Annotated in this window: 15 protein-coding genes; 9 read left to right on the top strand and 6 right to left on the bottom strand. The window is 71.9% G+C overall.

Annotated features, from left to right (window positions below; all coding sequences use genetic code 11):
* The first annotated feature begins 37 nt into the window (after positions 1–37).
* Positions 38–1,612 (top strand): ATP-binding protein, encoded by a 1,575-nt coding sequence (locus WME85_RS46055; protein WP_437830853.1) that lies wholly within the window; start codon positions 38–40, stop codon positions 1,610–1,612.
* 38 nt (positions 1,613–1,650) lie between these two features.
* Here WME85_RS46055 and WME85_RS46060 read toward each other — a convergent pair whose 3' ends face one another.
* Positions 1,651–3,174, bottom strand: a complete 1,524-nt coding sequence (locus tag WME85_RS46060) for an MFS transporter (protein WP_437830855.1) — start codon at positions 3,172–3,174, stop codon at positions 1,651–1,653.
* 3 nt (positions 3,175–3,177) lie between these two features.
* Between WME85_RS46060 and WME85_RS46065 the strand changes: the two genes are divergently transcribed.
* From WME85_RS46065 to WME85_RS46085, 5 genes are all read left to right on the top strand, one after another.
* On the top strand, positions 3,178–3,537 hold the full coding sequence (locus WME85_RS46065; RefSeq protein WP_437830857.1) for an alanine-zipper protein: 360 nt from the start codon (positions 3,178–3,180) through the stop codon (positions 3,535–3,537).
* A gap of 13 nt (positions 3,538–3,550) precedes the next feature.
* Positions 3,551–4,750, top strand: a complete 1,200-nt coding sequence (locus WME85_RS46070) for a tyrosine recombinase XerC (RefSeq protein ID WP_437842545.1) — start codon at positions 3,551–3,553, stop codon at positions 4,748–4,750.
* Entirely contained in the window at positions 4,747–7,056 is a 2,310-nt protein-coding gene (locus WME85_RS46075; RefSeq protein ID WP_437830859.1) for a sulfatase-like hydrolase/transferase, read from the top strand. Before WME85_RS46070 ends, WME85_RS46075 begins: the two co-directional genes overlap by 4 nt.
* Before the next feature lie 285 nt (positions 7,057–7,341).
* The gene (locus tag WME85_RS46080; protein ID WP_437830861.1) at positions 7,342–7,767 is read left to right on the top strand and encodes a MarR family winged helix-turn-helix transcriptional regulator; all 426 of its coding nucleotides are present in this window, start codon (positions 7,342–7,344) and stop codon (positions 7,765–7,767) included.
* A 105-nt stretch (positions 7,768–7,872) separates the two neighbouring features.
* Entirely contained in the window at positions 7,873–8,847 is a 975-nt protein-coding gene (locus tag WME85_RS46085) for a hypothetical protein (RefSeq protein ID WP_437830864.1), read from the top strand.
* A gap of 212 nt (positions 8,848–9,059) precedes the next feature.
* On the opposite strand, the gene WME85_RS46090 is transcribed toward WME85_RS46085, so the two are convergent.
* Positions 9,060–9,380: a hypothetical protein gene (locus WME85_RS46090; protein ID WP_437830867.1), complete on the bottom strand. Its 321-nt coding sequence runs from the start codon at positions 9,378–9,380 to the stop codon at positions 9,060–9,062.
* Between the two features lie 17 nt (positions 9,381–9,397).
* Here WME85_RS46090 and WME85_RS46095 point away from each other — a divergent pair, with 17 nt between their 5' ends.
* Positions 9,398–9,541, top strand: coding sequence for a hypothetical protein (locus WME85_RS46095; RefSeq protein WP_437830870.1), 144 nt, complete (start codon positions 9,398–9,400; stop codon positions 9,539–9,541).
* A gap of 82 nt (positions 9,542–9,623) precedes the next feature.
* Here the strand turns inward: WME85_RS46095 and WME85_RS46100 are convergent, their stop codons facing one another.
* A complete protein-coding gene (locus WME85_RS46100) occupies positions 9,624–10,856 on the bottom strand; it encodes a formylglycine-generating enzyme family protein (RefSeq protein WP_437830873.1) in 1,233 nt (410 codons plus the stop codon).
* Between the two features lie 666 nt (positions 10,857–11,522).
* On the opposite strand from WME85_RS46100, the gene WME85_RS46105 reads away from it, so the two are divergent.
* Together WME85_RS46105 and WME85_RS46110 are read left to right on the top strand one after the other, a co-directional pair.
* Positions 11,523–12,608 (top strand): ATP-binding protein, encoded by a 1,086-nt coding sequence (locus WME85_RS46105; protein ID WP_437830876.1) that lies wholly within the window; start codon positions 11,523–11,525, stop codon positions 12,606–12,608.
* Positions 12,609–12,618: 10 nt separating this feature from the next.
* Complete coding sequence (locus WME85_RS46110; RefSeq protein ID WP_437830877.1) at positions 12,619–15,018, top strand: DUF5682 family protein; 2,400 nt, start codon at positions 12,619–12,621, stop codon at positions 15,016–15,018.
* A 396-nt stretch (positions 15,019–15,414) separates the two neighbouring features.
* Here the strand turns inward: WME85_RS46110 and WME85_RS46115 are convergent, their stop codons facing one another.
* From WME85_RS46115 to WME85_RS46125, 3 genes are all read right to left on the bottom strand, one after another.
* Positions 15,415–16,335: a transposase gene (locus WME85_RS46115; RefSeq protein ID WP_437830879.1), complete on the bottom strand. Its 921-nt coding sequence runs from the start codon at positions 16,333–16,335 to the stop codon at positions 15,415–15,417.
* 403 nt (positions 16,336–16,738) lie between these two features.
* The gene (locus tag WME85_RS46120) at positions 16,739–18,046 is read right to left on the bottom strand and encodes a hypothetical protein (protein WP_437830881.1); all 1,308 of its coding nucleotides are present in this window, start codon (positions 18,044–18,046) and stop codon (positions 16,739–16,741) included.
* A 10-nt stretch (positions 18,047–18,056) separates the two neighbouring features.
* Complete coding sequence (locus WME85_RS46125; protein ID WP_437830884.1) at positions 18,057–19,430, bottom strand: hypothetical protein; 1,374 nt, start codon at positions 19,428–19,430, stop codon at positions 18,057–18,059.
* Positions 19,431–19,662: the final 232 nt, after the last annotated feature.

Here is a 19,662-nt window from a genome sequence, read left to right on the forward strand (position 1 = left end):
TTGCTTTTGCAGCGCAGTTGAGCCCACGCTCCCGCCGATGAAGCGGCGCTTCAACACGGCCGGCCCGTGCCGCCCCGACCTGCACTACATGGTCTCGGCCGAGAGCAGGATCCCGGAGGCCCCTCACCTGGTCGAGCAGATGGGGTATTTCGTGGTCCACGCCCCCCGGCAGACGGGCAAGACCACCGCGCTGCGCGCCCTGGCGGAGCGGCTCACCGCGTCCGGGCGCCACGCCGCCGTGCTCTTCTCGTGCGAGGCGGCAGGAGCGTGGGACGAGGACATCGCCGCGGCCGAGCGCGTGCTGCTCGACGAGCTCCGCGAGAGGGCCGAGGGCACGCTGCCGCGCGAGCTCTGGCCGCCGCCGCCGGTCTCCGGCTCGCCGGGCAACCTGCTCCGGCGCACGCTCTCGGCCTGGGCGCGCGCCTGCCCGCGGCCGCTCGTGGTCGTGTTCGACGAGATCGATTCCCTGCGTGGCCAGAGCCTGCTCAGCGTGCTCCGCCAGCTCCGCGCGGGCTTCGCCGACCGGCCGGGCGCCTATCCCGCCTCGACGATCCTCTGCGGTCTGCGCGACGTGCGCGACTACAAGGCTGCGAGCGGCGGTGATCCGGAGCGACTCGGCACCTCGAGCTCGTTCAACATCAAGCTCGAGTCGCTGCGCGTCGGCGACTTCTCCGGGGACGAGGTGCGCGCGCTCTACGCCCAGCACACGGAGGACACCGGCCAGGCCTTCACCGAGGCGGCGCTCGCGCGGGCCTTCGAGGTGACGGCCGGGCAGCCGTGGCTCGTCAACGCCCTTGGCCGGGAGATCGTCGAGAAGATGGCCGTCCCGCCGGGCGAGCCAGTCACGGAGGCGCACGTCGATCTGGCGAAGGAGCGCCTGATCCTCGCCCGCGCGACGCACCTCGACTCGCTCGCCCAGAAGCTCGTCGAGCCGCGCGTCCGGCGGGTGCTCGAGCCGGTGCTCGCAGGGACCTACGAGGGCGGCGGTGATGCCTTCGACGACGACGCCTCGTATGTCCGAGATCTCGGCCTCGTGGCCCAGGACAGGCCACTTCGCATCGCCAATCCGATCTACCGAGAGGTCATCGTCCGCGTGCTCTCCTCGTCGGCCGAGGAGCGGCTCGACGCCTCGCCCGCGCGTTTCCTCCTGCCCGACGGTCGCCTCGCCTTCCGGCGCATGCTCCGGGCCTTCGCCGCGTTCTGGCACGAGCACGGCGAGATCCTCGCCTCCGGGATGCCGTACCCCGAGGTCGCCGCGCAGCTCGTCCTCATGGCGTTCCTCCAGCGGGTGATCAACGGCGGCGGGTTCATCGACTGCGAGTACGGCGTCGGCCGCGGTCGCATCGACCTGCTCATCCGCTTTCCGTACCGCAAGCCCGACGGCTCCCGCGCCGTGCAGCGCCGCGCGATGGAGCTGAAGGTCTGGCGCAAGGGCCAGAAGGACCCGCTCGAGCAGGGGCTCGCGCAGCTCGACGACTACCTCGCGAGGCTGCGTCTCCGGCGCGGCACGCTCGTGATCTTCGACAGCCGCGGGGCGCGGCCTCGCAGCGGGCCGCGCTTCAGCGAGGCGACGACGCCGGGCGGGCGCCGGGTCGCGCTGCTCCGGGCGTGAGGGCGTGCGCCTCTCGAGCGCCTGACCGCCCCCGCGCTCTACACGTCGAGGTCCTTCCACCGCCTCGAGCGGCGGGTGAAGATCAGCATGCCGACGAGCGAGGCGACCCCGACCGCCGCGAACGAGTACCAGATCTCGTAGGGCTGGTAGGTGTCCCAGAGCAGGCGCGTGGCCTCGACGGCGTCGAGGTGCAGCACCTCCTGGAGCTTTTTGAAGGCGTCCTGGCGCGACACCCCGAGGAGCCCGGAGAGCGACGACACGTCGCCGTCCCAGGCCTTCCCTTGCGCGTGGTCGGTCTTCTCGGCGAGGTAGCGCAGGGCCAGCGTGGCCTTCTCGCCTCGCGTGCCGTACAGGACCCCCGCCAGCTGCGCGCCGATCGCCGGGCCGATCGCCGCCGGGATGTTGACGTAGCCGAGGTAGAGCGCCTTCTTCCCCTTCGGAGCGATGAGCGCGAAATACTCGCTCTTCTTCGGGCCGGTCAGCATCTCTCCGATGGAGAAGAGCAGGATGCCCAGGAAGAGGACATAGAGCGAGGTCGTGGTCCCGGAGACGAGGATACCGCCGATCGCGACCAGGATGCCCAGCGTCATCGCCGAGAGCACCTTCATCCTCGCCACGAGGTACGAGAAGGGCACGAGGAAGAGGACGATGCACACCGCGTTCACGTTGATGACGTTCTCCTGCTTGAGCTGCACCCCCCGCGGGTCCTTGACGTCGAGCCAGGAGGACGGGAGCCAGGGGTTGTTCTGCACGAACGAGGTGCTGCTGATCCAGTCCGTGTAGAAGTTCGGCATCAGGTCCCAGAGCTGGTACATCATCAGCCAGAACCCCGAGAGCAGCAGGATCACGGTGATGAGCCGCGCGTCCCAGATGTTCTTGATCGTGTCCTTGAAGACCCTCCACGCGTCGGAGGTCTTGTCGGCGCCGGAGTCGACCTCCTTGTAGGTGAACAGCATCAGGAAGTTCAGGGAGATGATGCAGGCGCAGCCATAGAACACCCAGGGCCAGCCCTTGCCGTGAAGGTAGCCGGCGAGCGGCGGGCCGATCGCCCCACCCACGTTCACGAGCCAGTAGAAGAGGCCCCAGCCGACGGACGAGTTCGACTTGTCCATCGACTGGGCCAGGGTGCCCTGGATCCCGGGCTTGAAGAGCGCCGTGCCCGTCGCGAGCACGACCACGCCGAGCAGGAAGCCGGTGAAGCTCCGCTGGGTCGCCATCAGCAGATAACCGATGATCTTCAGCCAGACCGTGATGAAGATCGTGCGCTTGTAGCCGTACCGGTCGGCGTAACCGCCGGTGATCATCGGCAGCAGCGACTGGATGAGGGCCCAGACCATGTAAATGGTGCCCTTGTCCTGCTGGCTGAAGTGGAGCCCTCCAGGCTCGTCGGCCTGGGCGATGTAGATGGGCATGACGACGCGCACGCCGTAGTAGGCGAGCCGTTCCCACATCTCCATGGTGCAGCCCATCCAGAAGGAGCGCGGCAGGCTCCTGATGGTCTGAGCAAAGGAGAGCTTCGGCGGAGCCGCGTTGGATGGCTCGCTCACGACTGCGTTCGTCATTTCATGCTCCTCGCGCGACAGCGCCCCCGGGACGAGCCGTCGTATCACACCGCGCAGCCGATGACGGACCGCGCGCAGCCGGTGACGGACCGCGCGCAGCCGGTGGCGGACCGCGCGCAGCCGGTGGCGGACCGCGCGCAGCCGGTGGCGGACCGCGCGCAGCCGATGGCGGACCGCGCGCAGCCGGTGGCGGACCGCGCGCAGCCGGTGGCGGACCGCGCGCAGCCGGTGGCGGACCGCATGCCCCGGGCGATCCACCCCCGCGCCGTACAGGTGGCCGGCCTCCAGGCCATCTGTCCCGCCGGGCGGCGCCTCAGCTCGACCGCCGGCGAGTCTTTGCCTGCCGCCGCGTCCTGGTGGTAGGGCAAACCCCGTGATGCACGCGCGGCGGAGCGGCGATCGATCCGGCGGGACCACGCTGGAGCAGGCGATCGCGCGCTTCCTCACCTACCTCACGGCCGAGCGCCGGGCCTCGCGCCACACGGTGGACGCCTACCGGCGCGACCTCGAGCAGCTTGCGCGCTTCGCCCGCGAGAAGGCGGCCGCGAACGCCGAAGGCCGCCCGGCGCCGGCGCGGACCAAGGCGAAGGCCGCGGGGAAGACGCCGGCCGCAGGCGACGCCCTGGCTGCCGGCAAGGCCCTGGCTGCCGGCAAGGCCCTGGCTGCCGGCAAGGCCCTGGCTGCCGGCAAGGCCCCGGCCGCCAGCGAGGCCCCGACCGCCAGCGAGGCCCCGGCCGCCAGCGAGGCCCCGACCGAGGGCGACGCCACGGCCGCAGGCGACGCCACGACCGTCGACGGCGTCGACGTGCTCCTCCTGCGCGGCTGGCTGGGCTCGCTCGCGCGCACCCACGCGCCCGCCTCCATCGCGCGCAAGGTGGGCGCCGCCCGCGCCCTGCTCCGGTTCCTCGAGCGGCGGGGCGAGGTCGACAAGAACGCGGCCGCCCAGCTCGCCCTGCCCAAGGTCCGGCGCCCGCTGCCGACCTTCCTCGACGTCGACGCGGCCGCCGAGGTCATGGAGATCCCTGGCGCCGACACCGTCGAGGGGCTCCGCGACCGCGCCATCCTCGAGACCCTCTACGGCGCGGGCCTCCGCGTCTCCGAGCTCTGCGGGCTCGACCTCGCCCACGTCGACAGGCAGCGCGACAAGGCCTCCGTGCGCGTCGTCGGCAAGGGCGACAAGGAGCGCATCGTCCCGCTGGGCTCCCACGCCCTCGCCGCCATCGAGCGTTACCTCGAGCGGCGCGGCGAGCTCGCCGATCCGACGACCGGCGCCCGCGACCCCCGCGCGCTGTTCCTGTCCCGCCGCGGCGCGCGCATCGGCGTGCGCCGCGTCCAGGCGCTCGTCCAGCGCTACGGCGCGCTCGGCGCCGGCCGGGCCGACCTGCACCCGCACGCGCTCCGGCACACCTGCGCGACCCACCTGCTCGACGGCGGCGCCGACCTCCGGGCCATCCAGAAGGTGCTCGGGCACGCCTCGCTCGCCACGACGCAGCGGTACACGCACGTCTCGATCGACCACCTGCTCAAGGTCTACGACGCCGCTCACCCGATGGCGCGGAAGCGGAGCCCGTCGTGAAGCGCACCCCGAGTTCGCCGGGGAACGCCGTGCCCACGCTGGCCCGCGCGTGGGCGGGGCGGCTCGCCAGGAGCGCGCTCGGGGCCAGCGTCTTCGGCGCCCTCGCCGCGTCCCTCGACGCCGGCTGGGCCACGGCGGGCGCCGTCGACGACGCCGCGTTCCAGCGCGCGACCTACCTCGCCGACATCGGCGTGTTCGCCCCGGTCGCGCTCGCCGTCGGCCTGCTCGGCGGCGCCTTCGCGATCTTCGTCGACCCGTCGCGCCCGCCGTCGCCGGCCACGCTCGTCGCCTCGCTGCGGGTGCGCGCGATCGGCCGGCCCGCCGACATCGCGGCGTTCGTGCCGCTCGCGGTGCTCGCGGCCTTCCTCTGGATGACCCTGTGCGCGCACCTCGCCCGCGCGCTGCTCGGGCTCGAGGCCGCCCCCCTCCTCGTCGGCACGGCGATCGCCGCCGGCGCGCTCGGCCTCGGCCTCATCGCGGGCCTCGCCGTGCTCGCCCTGACGCCGCCGCTCCGGCGCACGCTCGCCAACGCGAGCGACGGGCGCCCGGCCTGCGTCGACCCGGCGGTCACCGGCGGCGTCGCGCTCGGGGTCGCCGCGACCCTCTTCGCGCTCGGCGTCGCCACGGGCGGCGTCTCCGGCGAGGGCGGCTTCCTCGGTATTTACGGCGTCTTCAAGCGCCCCGAGCTCGACCTGCGCGCGCCGGCGCTCCTGCTCGTCGTCGCGCTCGCCGCCTTCCTCGCGCCCGCCGCCGTCCGGACGCTGCGCGCCCCGCTCGCGCTCGTCCTCGCGCTCGTGCCGCTCGCGCTCACCGCGCGCGCCGCCTCGTCGCTCAACGCCGAGCCCGCGGTGGCCCAGGCGCTCGAGCGCGACGCGCCCGTCGGCGGCAAGAGCCTCGCGATCCTGCGCCGCGCCGCCGATCGCGACGGCGACCGCGCGGCCGCGCTCTTCGGCGGCGGCGACTGCGACGACCGCAATCCGCGCGTCCACCCGCTCGCCGAGGAGATCCTCGACAACGGCGTCGACGACGACTGCACCGGCGGCGACCTGACCGCCGCGGCGCTCGCCCAGCTCGCCCCCGCCCCGAGCGCGGCGCGCGCCGAGGCCCGCGCGTCGTCGGATGCGCGGGTGCCGGCGGACCTGAACGTCGTCCTCGTGACGATCGACACGCTCCGCTGGGACCTCGGCTACGCCGGCAACCCGCGGCCCGTGTCGCCGAACCTCGACGCGCTCGCGGCCCGCTCGACGGTGTTCGAGCGCGCGTACTCGCTCGCGTCGTACACGGGCAAGAGCATCGGCCCGATGCTCATCGGCAAGTACGGGAGCGAGACCCACAGAAACTGGGGTCATTTCAACAAGTTCGGCGAGGAGGACACGTTCGTCGCGGAGCGGCTGAAGGGCGCGGGGGTGCGCACGATGAGCGTGCACGGGCACCGCTACTTCGGCAGCTTCGGCGGGCTCGATCGCGGCTTCGACGTGGTGGACATGTCCGCGGCGCCGCCCGAGGGCGCGCCGTGGGACGTCGATAACAAGGCGACGAGCCCGGCGCTGACCGACGCCGCGCTGCGGCTGCTCGGGTCGCCCGAGAACACGGGCGGGCGCTTCTTCCTGTGGGTCCACTACCTCGACCCGCACGCCGACTACCTCCGGCACGACGACGTGCCGGGCTTCGGCGCGTCCTCGCAGCGGGACCTGTACGACGGCGAGGTGGCGTTCACGGACCGGCACATCGGCCGGCTGCTCGACGCGGTGGCGGCGGCGCCCTTCGCCGGGCGCACGGCGATCGTGGTGACGAGCGATCACGGCGAGGCGTTCGGCGAGCACAAGATGTTCCGCCACGGCTTCGAGCTGTGGGAGGAGCTCGTGCGCGTGCCGCTGCTCGTCCACGTGCCGGGCGCGGCGCCGTCGCGGGTCCAGGCGCGGCGCAGCCTGATCGACCTCGCGCCGACGCTCCTCGACCTCATGCGGGTCCCGGGCCCGGCCGAGGGCGCTCCCGCGACCGACTTCCTGTCCGGCACGTCGCTCCTGCCCGACGTGTTCCTCGCCCCCGGCGAGCAGGCGCCGGCGCGCGACGTGCTGATCGACATGCCGGCCGGGCCCTACAACGACGCGCGGCGGTCGTTCCTCCGCGGCGACATGAAGCTGACGATCTCGGGCGGCGCTCGGTTCGAGCTGTACGACCTCGCGAGCGACCCCGAGGAGCGGAAGAACCTCTGGGGCACGCCGGCGGCGAAGGAGATCGAGCCGTACTACGCGGCGACGCGGGCGCGCCTGCGCGAGATCCAGGTGACCGGCGCGCGAAAGTGACCGGCGCGTCGAGGTGACCGGCGCGCGAAAGTGACCGGCGCGTCGAGGTAACCGGCGCGCGGCGGACCTGCAGGCGCTCGGCGGTGGGTAGTGCTCAAAATTGAACATGAAGGCGGGAAGGCGGGAAGAAAAGATCAATGATCTTCCCGCCTTCCCGCCTTCATGTGAACTCTCTCCGGCCAGATTTGAGCACTACCCGGCGGTGGACGGACGCGCGCCGGAGCTCGCGCGCGACCGCGTCGAAATTACTTGCGCGTGCGCAACTGATGCGTAATCAATAATGTTGTGACCAAGCAAAAGGTCCTCGGCTCGATGTTCGAGCAGTTCACGCGGATGATGTTCTCGCGCATCATCGCGGGGCTCGCGCGCACGCTGCACGAGGAGGACTTCAGCGTGGCGCAGATCGCCGCGCTGCACCTCGTCGATCAGGAGGGCCCGATGCGCGTCACTGCCCTCGCCACGTCGCTCGGGCTCTCGGCCTCGGCCGGGAGCCGGCTCGCCGATGGGCTGGTGCAGCGGGGGCTCCTGGCGCGGCAGGAGGATCCCGAGGATCGCCGGGCGAAGACGCTCGCGCTCACGCCCCTCGGCCGCCGCTTCGTCGACCAGGCGAGCGTGGAGCGGGTGCGGGTGATCATGGAGACGGCCAGGTCGCTGCCGGCGGACGTCCCGGCGGCGATCCTGTCGGCGGTCCGCGCGTTCCGGGGAGAGTGAGCCTCATCGTCGGGTGTCTTGAGTGAAACCCCTTGTGTGATGCCTCGCGTGCGATCTCTTGTGTGATGTCTCGAGTGAAACCCCTTGTGTGAAGAGGAGGTCAACATGGATATCGTCGTGTTCTCGTCTCAGGAGATCCCGATCGCGCTCGGCGCGCTGCGGGAGGTGGCCCTGGCCGACGGCGCGCTCGCAGCCGCCGAGCGCGCCGTCCTCGAGGAGCTCGCGGCCCTGCACGGGGCCCGGGTCGACGTCGACGGGCTGCCGCGCGTCGCGCCCGAGGCGGTGGCCCGCGCGATCCCGGATCCGCACCGGCGCAAGCGGATCGTGCAGCTCGCGCTCGTGGTCGCGATGGCGGACGGCGAGGTCACGGCGGCCGAGGTGGACGCGGCGGAGGCGCTCGCCCGGGCGCTCGGCGTGCGCGAGCAGGGGGTCGGCGTGCTCCGCCTCGTGGCGCGCGGCCACAGGCGGCTCGCCCAGGCCGCAATGCGGCGCCGGGTCGTGGGCGCGCTCGCGGGCGAGGCGCTGAGAGACGAGGGCCTCGCCGGGCTGCGCGAGCTCATCGGGCCGCTGTTCGGCGCGGGCGTCGAGGATCGCGCGCGGGCCTTCCGCTTCAAGCAGCTCGGGCTCCTGCCCGAGGGCACGCTCGGCCGGGTGTTCTGGGAGCACAGCACGGCGCGCGGCTTCCTTTTCCCGGGGGAGAGCAGGGACGCGATCGCGGAACGCGCCGTGTTCCACGACCTCGGCCACGTGCTCGCGGAGTACGACACGGATCCGGCGGGCGAGATCCAGGCCGGCTCCTTCCAGGCCGGGTTCATCCGGCGCGACGGGTTCGCCTTCCTGCTCTTCGTGATCTTGCACTTCCACCTCGGGATCCAGATCACGCCGATCGCCGCGCCGCAGGTGGGCCTCTTCGAGGCGCGCAAGGTGCTGCGCGCGGTGGCGCGCGGCGCGGCCTGCAAGGTCGACCTGAGCGATCGCTGGAACTTCTGGGACGTCGTCCACCTGCCGCTCGACGAGGTGCGCGCGCGGTTCGGGATACCGCCGCTCGACACGGCGTGGCCGCGGCAAGAGGCAGCCTGAACCGCGAGCGCGAGAACAGACAGGGAGCGGACCGACCTACCTCCTCGGCAGCGACACGCCATCGGCGGCGTCCCGAGCACCCCCGAGCACATCGTCGATCGCGTGCTCGTGCAGGTCGCCCTCGCCGCGCTCTCCTGAGTCACCGTGACCCTGGAGCACAGGTTGGAGGTGAGCAGGCGCCTTCGCGAGGACTACTCGAACGGTCGCACCTACTACGCGTTGCACGGCAAGCAGTTCCACGTGCCGAGTCGAGCCGCCGACAGACCCTCCAACGCGCTGCTGTCCTGGACAACGAAAACGTGTTTCTGGGCTGATCGATTGTATTGATACTTCTCGGCGTTCCTGGCTGCCAGGGAGGGCAGGATCCCTGACAGCGCAACCAGGAGGGCCGGCGCGACGTCGAACACCCAGATCATCCTGTTCTTGCTCACCTCGCTTCTCGTCATCGTGGCTCCTGGACAGGACATGATCCTCGTGATGTCGCGCTCGCTCGCGCAGGGCTCGTCGGCGGGCATGGCGACCGCGGGCGGCATCAGCGTCGACCCTCCTGGTGAAGGGGCTGGTCGGCTATTTCGCCGGCGCCCTGTCCGGATGGCTGCGCGCGCGCCCCAGGGTCCTCACCGGGGTGTACCGGACGAGCGGCGCGGTCATGGTGGGCCTGGGCGTCAGGCTCGCCCTCGAGCGACGCACGTGAGCTCTCCGGCCGGCCGCGGGCGTGCCCCCGTCCGGCGCGGCGCCGTCGCGGGTCTCGGGGGCGCACGCTCCACGTGGTCCTCTCACTCCGTAGAGGGCGGGTTCCTCGCGCACCGAAACCCGACCCCGAGGTCGTAGCGAGCCGAGATACGGTTGATGCCGCCGGCGGCCGCGCGCTGCCTCGGCGCGCCCTCGAGGTAGCTCCCGCCTTGGGTGTACACGTAGCCGGTCGGCTCCTCCACGACGGCACAGTCGACGCACGGGACCGGCCTCGGGCCCGACCAGTCCCGCACGAACTCCGTCACGCCTCCGGCGAGATCCTGATGTCCCCACCGCCCGGCCCCCATCGGCTTCGACCCGACAGGGAAGATGTCGCTCAGCGCGCACTCGCCCTCCGGGCTGCCATCCCCGAGGCAGCCGTAGCTCACATGGTCCAGGTCGATCCCCTGGCCCCACGGGTACTCCCGTTGCTCGTCCCCGCCGGCAGCAGCGTAGTTCAGCTCTGCCAGGGTCGGGAGGCGCCCGCCGTCCCACGCGCAGAACGCGAAGGCCTCGGTCCACTTGATGCAATTCATGGGCAGGTCCTCGTTCGGTCCGACGTCATCGGTCCAGGTCGCCAGAACCGGATCGCAGCGCAGCGCCGCCCTGAGCGCCGCGGTGTCCTGCTCGAGCCAGCCGTTCCAGTAGCCATCCCAGCCGCTCCCCGGGATCTTCGAGTGCTCCCCCGCGCCCTCATCGGGTGCGCTCGCCCGCGTTCCCTGTCCGGCGTCGACGAACGCGCGAAACCGTCCCACCGTCACTTCGTACGTATCCAGGAGAAAGCTGCTGACCGTCGCCGGATAGGAGTCGTCGGTGTGAACCACGCCGTCGAAATGCCGCTTGAACGTGCCGCCCGGGACAAGCTTGCTGTCACAGCAGCTGCTGATGCGCTCGGGTCCGCACAGCGCCTCCACCCCTGGCTCTCCTGAGCGGCAGCTTGGAGGCGCAACCGGCTCCGCGCCGCCCGTCCCGGCCCCGCCGCCGCCCGCGTCGGCCCCGCCGCCGCCCGCCCCGCCGGCTCCGCCGCCGCCCGTCGCCCCGCCGCCGCCCGCCCCGCCGGCTCCGCCGCCGCCCGTCGCCCCGCCGCCGCCCGCCCCACCGGCTCCGCCGCCGCCCGTCGCCCCGCCGCCCGCCTCGCCCCCGCCGGCCGCGCCTCCCCCCTCGCCGGGCGCGTCCCGCTCCGGATCGGCGCCGCAGCCATCCGCGCAACCGCCGGCGAGGACGACCGCCGCGATGACTCCGACCCACGTACCTCGTCCGCCGCGCTTGCGCCTCATCGCTCATCCCCTGTACCGCTTGCCGGTGCAACGTGCGCCGGGAAGAGGGCAGCGTCCTCCGCAAGGAGACGCGACGTCAAGGCACATCCGGGGCAAGCAGCTTATCGTCTCCGGCGCTGGCCGAGCGCCTCGCCGCGGTGCGCCGACCTCACCAGCGGATCGACGACGAGACGGCCGAGCAATCGTGCGAGCGGCGATTCAAGAGCGCTGTGAAGCCAGCTGGGCCAATCGCGCTCAGAGAGCTCGTCAAGGAGCGTAGCCATCGGACCGGGCACTGTATTTCAACAGGGAACCGAGCCGACCCATCGCCTGATCCATCGAGCCCTCCAGTGCCACGGGCTCAGGGGTCCTTCGGGGCCTTTTCCCGTTCTGCACGCGCCACTTCGCTTCCGCGCCGAGCATCGCGCGCAGGAGGCCCCCGCCGGGTCAGGTGTCATCCAGGGCGTGGATCATCGCTTCGCCCGGCGCGAGGCGGCTCCTCTCGGCCCACGAGAGGCCCCCGTGCTCTCCCGGGGGATGGCTCTCGAGCGACGCGACACCGGAGACCCGCTGGGCTCGGATCATCACCTCGCCCGGCGACGCTTCGCGGACAGGGTTCTGCCTGCCCGCGCGCGACGCCTCGGACGTGCCGCCGCACCCCGTTCTGCGGTAGCCTCTCCCGGCCCCATGAGCGACCTGCGCCAGCCCGCCGAGACCAAGTACGAACACGAGCTCGCGGCCCTCGCCGCCGAGGACACCGCAGCGAAGCCGCCCGGGTGGCGCCTCTCGCCGAGGGCCGTGGAGACCTACATCCTCGGCAGCGACAAGCCCGTCGGCGGCGTGGCGATCACCCCCAAGTACATCGGCGATCGCTCCCTCGTGCAGGTCGCCCTCGCGACGCTCGCCTCGGACCGCGCGCTCATGCTGGTCGGCGAGCCCGGCACCGCGAAGAGCTGGCTCTCCGAGCACCTCTCCGCGGCGATCAGCGGGACGAGCGCCCTCGTCGTCCAGGGGACCGCGGGCACCAGCGAGGAGCACGTCAAATACGGCTGGAACTACGCCCTGCTCCTCGCCGAAGGGCCGTCGCAGAAGGCGCTCGTGCCCTCGCCCATCCTCCGCGCCATGCGCGACGGGCGGTTCGCGCGGTTCGAGGAGATCACCCGCACCTCGTCGGAGATCCAGGACGCGCTCATCTCCATCCTGTCCGAGAAGCAGATCGCCGTCCCGGAGCTCGACCAGGTGGTCTCGGCGCAGCGCGGGTTCAACCTCATCGCCACCGCCAACACGCGCGACCGCGGCGTCAACGAGATGAGCGCCGCGCTCAAGCGCCGCTTCAACTTCATCACCGTCCCGGTGGTCGACGACCTCGAGCAGGAGATCCGCATCGTGCAGAAGCGCGAGGCGGAGCTGCGCGGCGATTACCAGGTCGGCGTCGAGCCGCCCGCCGAGCTCGCCAAGCTGCTCGTCACGCTCTTCCAGGAGCTCCGCGCCGGGGTCACCAAGGACGGCAAGACCAAGGTGAAGACCCCCGGCTCGGTCCTGTCGACCGCGGAGGCGATCAGCGTGCTCTTCAACAGCGGGATCCTCGCGCAGCACTTCGGCACGGGGAAGGTCACGGCCGACGACCTCACCCGGTCGCTCCTCGGCGCCGTGAGCAAGGAAGGCGGCGACGACCTCAAGGCGGTCCGCGAGTACTGCGAGACCGTGGTCAAGGGGCGCGCCGGGCTCTGGAAGGAGTTCTACGCCGCCTCGAAGAAGCGGCTCGCGCCCTGAGGGAACCCCGATGGATCTCGACCGGCTCGCCGCCGTCCACCTCTTCCCGGTGCGCCACCACTCGCCGCGCTCCAGCGCGACGCTGCGCGCGTACCTCGACGAGGTGCGCCCGAAGGCGGTCTTCGTCGAGGGCCCGAGCGACGCGACGGCGCTCCTCGAGGCGCTCGTCGACCCGAAGACGGTCCCGCCGGTCGCGATCCTCGGCTACCGGACCGACGGGACGCCCGCGTCGTCGCTGTGGCCGTTCGCGGCCTACTCGCCCGAGTACGTGGCGGTGAAATGGGCCTTCGAGCACGGCGCGCGCGTGGAGCTCATCGACGTGCCCGTCGGCATGACGCTCGCGCCGTTCGAGGGCGCCACCGTGGGCCACGACGACGCCGAGGACCCGGGGGGGCACGAGGGCGAGGACGAGGGCGAGGCGGGGCGCGAGGGGGACGCGGACGGCGAGGGCGACGAGCGCGGCGGGCCGGCGAGCGCGGGGGGCGAACACGAGAGCATCTACGAGGCGTGCGCGCGGGCCCGGGGGTTCCGGTCGTTCGAGGAGTTCTGGGAGGCCTCGTTCGAGGCGCCCAGGTACGATCCAACGTCGTTCCGCGAGGCGCTGCTCGCTTACGCGGACCTCGCGCGCGGCGACGGCGATCGGCTGGTCCACCGGGCGCGCGACGCGTACATGGCGCGGCGCATCCTCGAGCGCATGGGGCCGGACCTCGCGCCGCACGAGGTCGCGGCCGTGCTCGGCGCGGCGCACGCGGCGGCGTTCGCGGCGCGCGACGTCGACCCCGCGCTGGAGGCGCGGCTGCCAGCGCCGGTGCCGTGCGCGGTGACGCTGATCCCGTTCAGCTTCCCGCGGCTCAGCGAGCAGCTCGGCTACGGCGCTGGCAACCGGGCGCCGCAGTACTACCAGCGCGCGCACGACGCGGGCGGCGACTTCCGGCGCGCCACGCTGGAGGTGCTGATCGACTTCACCGAGCACCTCCGCCTGCGCGGCTTCATGGCCTCGCTCGCCGATACCATCGAGGCCTTCCGCCTCGCAGTCGCGCTCGCCGACCTCCGCGGCAAGGCAGAGCCCGGCCTCGACGAGGTGCGCGAGGCGACCATCGCGACCATGTGCCGCGGCGACGCGACCCACGTTGACGGATTTCTCTGGCCGGCGGTCATCGGACGCAACGTCGGTCGCGTCGGGAGCCGCATCGGGAAGAATTCTCTCCAGGAGGAATTCTGGCGCGAGGTGCGCGAGCGCAGGCTCCCCGCCACGGATGCGCCCGAGACGTTCCGGCTCTCGCTGACGAACCAGGTTGAGGTCGGGACGAGCGTGCTCCTGCACCGGCTCCGCATCGCGAAGATTCCCTACGCGGCGTACGCCGGTACACGGCGGACGGGAGGCGCGACGCGGCGGCGAGGGCAGGCGGCACAGGAGGTGCCGCCGGACGAGCTGCTCGGGCAGCTCAGCGAGACGTGGGAGGCGCAGTGGACGCCGGCGACCGACGTTGCGCTGGTCGAGAAGATCGTCCTCGGCGATACGCTGGAGGAGGTGGCGACGCGGCTGCTCGAGGAGGACCTCGCGGCGTGCCACACGACGGGCGAAGCCGCCGACGTGCTGCTGAACGGCGTGCTCGCGTCGAGCGCCCGCGCCACAGCCGCGGCGCTGCGCGCGTGCGACCAGTTCGCCGCGGGCGACAGCGACCTGCCGTCGCTCGCCCGCGCGTGCCGCGCCTTCGCGGGGCTCGCGTCGTTCGGGTCGTCGCGGTCGCTGACGTCCCTCGGCGACGCCGTGATCGCGCCGATGCTGGAGAAGACGTTCGCGCGCGCGGTCCTGCGCGTCCACGGGGGCTGCACGGGCAGCGACGAGGCGGTCGCCGCGGCCAAGGAGGCGCTGCGTACGCTGCACGACGTGGCGCTGTCACAGCCGATCGTCGATCGCGGGGCGTGGCTCGACGCGGCGCGGGGGCTCGTGGACAGCGAGGTGGTGAACCCGACCGCGTCCGGCCTCGCGTGCGGGTTGCTCTACCTGGCGCAGGCGATCGACGACGCCGAGGTGACGCGTATCGTGGGCCTGCGGCTCGGGGGCGCGGCGGAGCCCGAGGCAGCGGCGGCGTTCCTGGCCGGCTTCCTCGAGGTGAACGCGCTGGTGCTGGTGAAGAGCCGCCCCGTGGTCGAGGCGCTCGATGAGTTTCTCGGGGGAATCGCGCCGGAGCGCTTCAAGGACACGCTCCCGATCCTCCGGCGCGCGTTCGCGGGGCTCGGCGTGACCGAGCGGCGTTATCTGCTCGAGAACGTGCTCGCGGCGCGGAAGCTCGGGGACAAGGCCCGCGCGGCGCAGGCGGTGCTCCTGGAGAAGGACCGCGAGAAGCTGAAGGAGATGAGCGAGGACCTCTCGCAGGCGATGGACGACCTGGATGAGCTGCTCTGACGGCCACGACCCGACCCAGGTTAGCCACGACCCGACCCAGGTTTGACACGCGACGCAGGTTTGACACGCAACCGAACCCTGACACGACCGCGCGCGACCGAACCCAGGTTGAGTTCTGGCCTACCCGACCCAGGTTGAGCTCTCAGGATCCTCAAGCTGGGTTCGTCTACCAGAAGAAATATCCGTTCGGTTACGCAGAGCCCCCGGGTGGACTGCCTCTCCGCCGCTTCGAGCGCGGCATTTCGCATGCGCGTCCATGCGCGGCATGCAGCGCGAGACATTCGCAGGACGAGCGTTCCCCATGACGGCGAGTCGATGCCGTCGCCCGCCTTACTTGCCCCGCTGTAGCGCCGCCTGCCCTTGCTCGTCCTGCTGTCGAGAATCCGCAGCATGGTCCTACACCACGAGCACCACGTCGTTCACGCTGACACCATGAAACATGCGCATCCACCATGTGCCGGCCGGGAATACGGCATCACGTACACCCGCACGCCAGCTTTCGAGCGCAGCGCGATACGACGCCCGAAAAGCCCGCACTGCACCAGCAGCGGTTTTCCACGCGCCACCTTGCTCGCGACCAACTGCAAATGTCGGATTCCGACCGCGCAACGCCTCGAAGCTCGTGACACGCTCGTAAGGGGAGACCTCGCCCGCGCGCTCGGCGCCCATGAAGTGGAGCCCTTGCCGCGTCACCTCCGCATGGGCCTCCGCTTCCTGTCGCTCCAGCTCTGCCGCAACCTCACAGCGAAACCCCTCCGCAGTGTCCTGCTCGACGGTGGGCGGCAGCGCGAGTGGCAGCGCAACTTCCTCGGGCCACTGTGGGTTTTCCGGATCGAGATACGCCGAGGGACGAGAGGCATGCAGCATGCCACGGCCGATCTCACCCACATCCACCTTGGCGCCTGGCCATTCCCTCGCATACGGGACGAGGCCGGCGGCCACGGGGTTCGCAAGGACGTAGGCGATCTTTTCCACCACGGCCGCGCGCGTCAGCAGCCGCACCACGCTCGTGGCCTCATGATCCCATACCGGCCCTTCCCACTTTCGCAGTACCTTCGTCCCAAGCGCGACGATACGGTGGAAGAACTGCAAGAAGCGGGGCAAGACGCCCTGCACATCGGTCACGACGAGGTGCAGATGCGTCGACATGGCGCAAAGGGCATGAACCTCAACGCCGTAGCGGCGTGCCGAGACAGCGAGGGCGTAGACCAGGAACTGGTTGATGGCCCGATCGGGGCGAAAGAGGAAGTGCCGGCGGAGAACGCGACGGGTGATCAGGTACGTGGCGCCTGGATTGATCTCGCGAGGCTGACTCATGGCCGGAGCACGCAGACAAGCGCTGCGCCATGAGCCGGCGTGAATGATCTCAGGAACTTGTCCCGCTGCGGGGGTGGCGACCGCCGATTTCCGTCACTTTCCGCCACCCGGAGCCGTCAAGCGCGACGCTACCGCAACCTGCAAGGGACTGCGAATCTGCGCTGGGTTGCCGCACCTGGGTGCGGTAGCCGCGGTTGACGCAACCTGGGTGGCCACGGTTGCCGGTTGCCGCAACCTGGGTCGGGTCCGCCAACCTGGGTCGGGTCCGCCAACCTGGGTCGGGTCAGCAGCCGAACCTGGGTCGGGTCCGCCAACCTGGGTCGGGTCCGCCAACCTGGGTCGGGTCCGTCGCCGGTCAGCCGCCAACCTGGGTCGGGTCCGCCACCTGGGTCGGGTCCGCCCGTCACTTCGGCGCGCGGCGCAACGCCCCTGTCTTTGGCCCGCCGGCCCACACGCTGGTCCAGTAGACATTCCTCCCGTCCACGGCGATCCCCCACGGATAGTTCAGGTTGCGCGCGCGCGTCGCGAGGTCGCTCCCGTCGAACCGCGCGCTCTGCACCTGGCCATCCGTCTCCCGCGCCGTCGTCCAGAAGACCCGCGCGTCGTCGAACGCGAGCTCCGCCGGCTCCTGCGGCAGATCCGGAACCACCCGCTCCAGGGCCTTCCCGGGCGCGAAGGTGGCAATCGCCTTCTTCACCACCAGCCAGAACGCGCCGCCGTGAGCCTTCAGGCCCTGCGGCCGCTCCAGCTTGTCATACAGCCTCTCCGCCTCGCTCGGCGGCGCGGCATCGCGCCGGACCCGGTAGATCGCCCCGTCCGCCGCGCCGGCGCCCGCGGCGGTCACGTACACGTGGTCGGCGTCGAGCGCGACCCCGCTGGGGAGGCCCGCGATGGCCGCGAGCAACACCCTCTCCGCCGCGGCGCCCAGCGAGAGCGCGAACAGCCCGCCGTCGTCGAACGCCGGGGGCGTCCCCGCCTCGACCCAGTAGAGCGTGCCGCGATCGACCGCCATCGCCGTGACGTTATGGACCTTCGACGCGATCGCGGTCACCTCGCCGCCGGCCTTCGGAACCGCCGCGATGCCGCCCCGGTGCGCGAAGTACACCGTCGCCTCGTCGAGCACGAGCGGCCCGGGCTGCGCCTGCTCCTCCGCGAGCACCACCGGCGTCCCGCCCCCGGCGTCGAGCCGCATGACACTGCCATCCGGCGCGTCGCCCGAGCCCTGGTTCGACCAGTAGAGCCCGGACTCGTCCATCCTGAGGAACGTCGGCAGCGGCAGCTCCCCGGCGAGCACGGTGGCGTCGCACGTGCCGCGATCGCAAGCATCGGAGCACGTCACGCCGCAGGCTCCGCAATGCCCCTCGTCCTCGAGGACCCGAGCCTCGCACCCGTTGTCCGCGTCGCCATCGCAGTCGGCCCGCCCGGGGTCGCACGCGATGGTGCACGCGCCCGCCGTGCAGAGCGCCGCGGCGCCCTCCCCGCCGGGGTCCGCGCAGCGCACGCCGCACGCGCCGCAGTTCCCGACGCTCGTCTGGAGCGCGGCCTCGCAACCATTCTCGCTGATCCCGTCGCAATCGGCGAACCCTTGCGGACAGAGATCCTGCGACGGAGCCCCGTGCCCGGACGGCGTGTCGTCCGGCGAAGCGCCAGGAGAAGAGCAGGCGGCGAGCACGAGCGCGCCGAGGCATGCATGGAGAGTTTTGTGTCGCATCGGCGTCTCCTCACAGGTTCGGGTGGACGATGGGCAGGAACGCAATGCACATCTCGTCGAGCGTCGACTCGCCGAGGACGATGTCCCTCGGCGCGGGCAGGTGCTCCTCGACGAGCTGCGCGGCGAGCGCCGGGTTGTCCTTCGTGTTGTCGTAGGTGCAGCGCAGGTCGATCCGGTCGCCCGAGCGCAACGCGGGCAGCTCGTCGATCGGCGCGTCGTAGCTGTAGACCCTCTGCCAGTTGAAATCCCACGCTGGCGTCTGCAGCAGACAGGTGCTCTCGGCCCCGGCCCGCCCCGGATCCGCGTGGATCTGCTCGACCTTCATGTCGACCCCGGCCCGGTGCATGTGGACGCCGGCGCCGTAGATCGATACCTCGGGGATCGGGAGGTCGATGTTGAACTGCATCCGCTCCACGTGCCCTCTGGCGTCGGCCGGGATCCTGAACTCGACGCTCCCTCGGTCGCCCGGACCGGGCAGGAGCGCCCCCCGGTTCGAGAGCGGCTCCTCCGCGTTGCCGAGGAGCAGGTTCCGGAGCGCGCGGCGCGGCCTGGCCTCGTTGAGGCGCAGCGCGACCCTCGTCGCGTCGGGCGAGGGCGGCTTGCCGGGCTTCGGGTGGTAGTGCACCTGCATCACGATCAGCGCGTTCGCGGGCAGCGAGATGCCGATATCCGAGGGCAGCTCGAACGCCTCCGTGCCGGGCGCCCACCCGCCGAGCAGCGTGGTCTCGGAGAGGTGCACGCCGCCGAAGCACTCGTAGCTGCCGCCCTCGCCGCCGAGCGCCTCGCTCTCGCGGCGAGCGTCGATGTAGAGCAGCGCGTGGTGCACCACCTCTCGATTTCCCGGCAGCACGTCATAGCCCTGGACCCACGCCTCCTCCGCGAGCGCAGGGTCGAGCACGAAGCATCGAAACTGATCGGGCCCATCCGCCGCGGCGTACGGCATCCTGGGCACGAGCTCCAGGTCCGTTCGCGACAGGCCCTGAGCGACAGGCGCGTAGGGGGCCGGGGCGTCCGCGGGATCCCCCTCCGGCGCGCCGGCGTCGCTCCAGGCGCGGAGCATGGCGATCTCGTCGAGGGAGAGGTGCATGTCCCCTCGGAACGGGCGGGGCGGCGCGCACTCGTCTGTTGGGAGGGCTCCCCACGGCGGCATACGTCGCGCCGCGGTCTCCTCGGCGATGAGCGGCGCGAGCGCCTTTGCGCTGGCGTATGACGACAGGCTCACCGGCGCGGCGCCGCCTTCGGCGTGGCAGCCAAGGCAGCTCTTCTGGAGCAGCGGCTCGATGTCCCTGTGGAATGTCGGTGCGCTCGCGCTCGACGTCGCCTCGGGAGAACAGCCAGAGACGAGCGTCGCGGCGAGCGGCAGAGAGAGGATGAGAGAACGCATGCGCGGCGGCAAAGCAGGCGGTGTGCCCGCGCCGATCGGCCCTCGCCGCCGGGCCGCGCGCGCCGCCGGCTGTCCGCGTCCGGACAGGTGTCCGCGCCGAGGGCGGACATGTGTCGTTCTCCGGCGTCGCGGCGGCGGCGCCGCGACGGTGCGGCGCTGGCTCGCCGGCGTCGCCGGCGCCCGGAGGCCGATCCGGCGCGGGCGCGGCGCTTGCTAACCTCGGCGAGGAGGG

It is taken from the genome of Sorangium sp. So ce1153 (assembly GCF_051521595.1).
Lineage (GTDB): Bacteria > Myxococcota_A > Polyangia > Polyangiales > Polyangiaceae > Sorangium.

What these genes read in the sequence shown, in the direction of transcription:
- WME85_RS46055 (WP_437830853.1), top strand. Translation starts at nt 38, where the DNA reads ATGAAGCGGCGCTTCAACACGGCCGGCCCGTGCCGCCCCGACCTGCAC.
- WME85_RS46060 (WP_437830855.1), bottom strand. Translation starts at nt 3,174, where the DNA reads ATGACGAACGCAGTCGTGAGCGAGCCATCCAACGCGGCTCCGCCGAAG.
- WME85_RS46065 (WP_437830857.1), top strand. Translation starts at nt 3,178, where the DNA reads ATGCTCCTCGCGCGACAGCGCCCCCGGGACGAGCCGTCGTATCACACC.
- WME85_RS46070 (WP_437842545.1), top strand. Translation starts at nt 3,551, where the DNA reads ATGCACGCGCGGCGGAGCGGCGATCGATCCGGCGGGACCACGCTGGAG.
- WME85_RS46085 (WP_437830864.1), top strand. Translation starts at nt 7,873, where the DNA reads ATGGATATCGTCGTGTTCTCGTCTCAGGAGATCCCGATCGCGCTCGGC.
- WME85_RS46090 (WP_437830867.1), bottom strand. Translation starts at nt 9,380, where the DNA reads ATGCCGCCCGCGGTCGCCATGCCCGCCGACGAGCCCTGCGCGAGCGAG.
- WME85_RS46100 (WP_437830873.1), bottom strand. Translation starts at nt 10,856, where the DNA reads ATGAGGCGCAAGCGCGGCGGACGAGGTACGTGGGTCGGAGTCATCGCG.
- WME85_RS46105 (WP_437830876.1), top strand. Translation starts at nt 11,523, where the DNA reads ATGAGCGACCTGCGCCAGCCCGCCGAGACCAAGTACGAACACGAGCTC.
- WME85_RS46110 (WP_437830877.1), top strand. Translation starts at nt 12,619, where the DNA reads ATGGATCTCGACCGGCTCGCCGCCGTCCACCTCTTCCCGGTGCGCCAC.
- WME85_RS46115 (WP_437830879.1), bottom strand. Translation starts at nt 16,335, where the DNA reads ATGAGTCAGCCTCGCGAGATCAATCCAGGCGCCACGTACCTGATCACC.
- WME85_RS46120 (WP_437830881.1), bottom strand. Translation starts at nt 18,046, where the DNA reads ATGCGACACAAAACTCTCCATGCATGCCTCGGCGCGCTCGTGCTCGCC.
- WME85_RS46125 (WP_437830884.1), bottom strand. Translation starts at nt 19,430, where the DNA reads ATGCGTTCTCTCATCCTCTCTCTGCCGCTCGCCGCGACGCTCGTCTCT.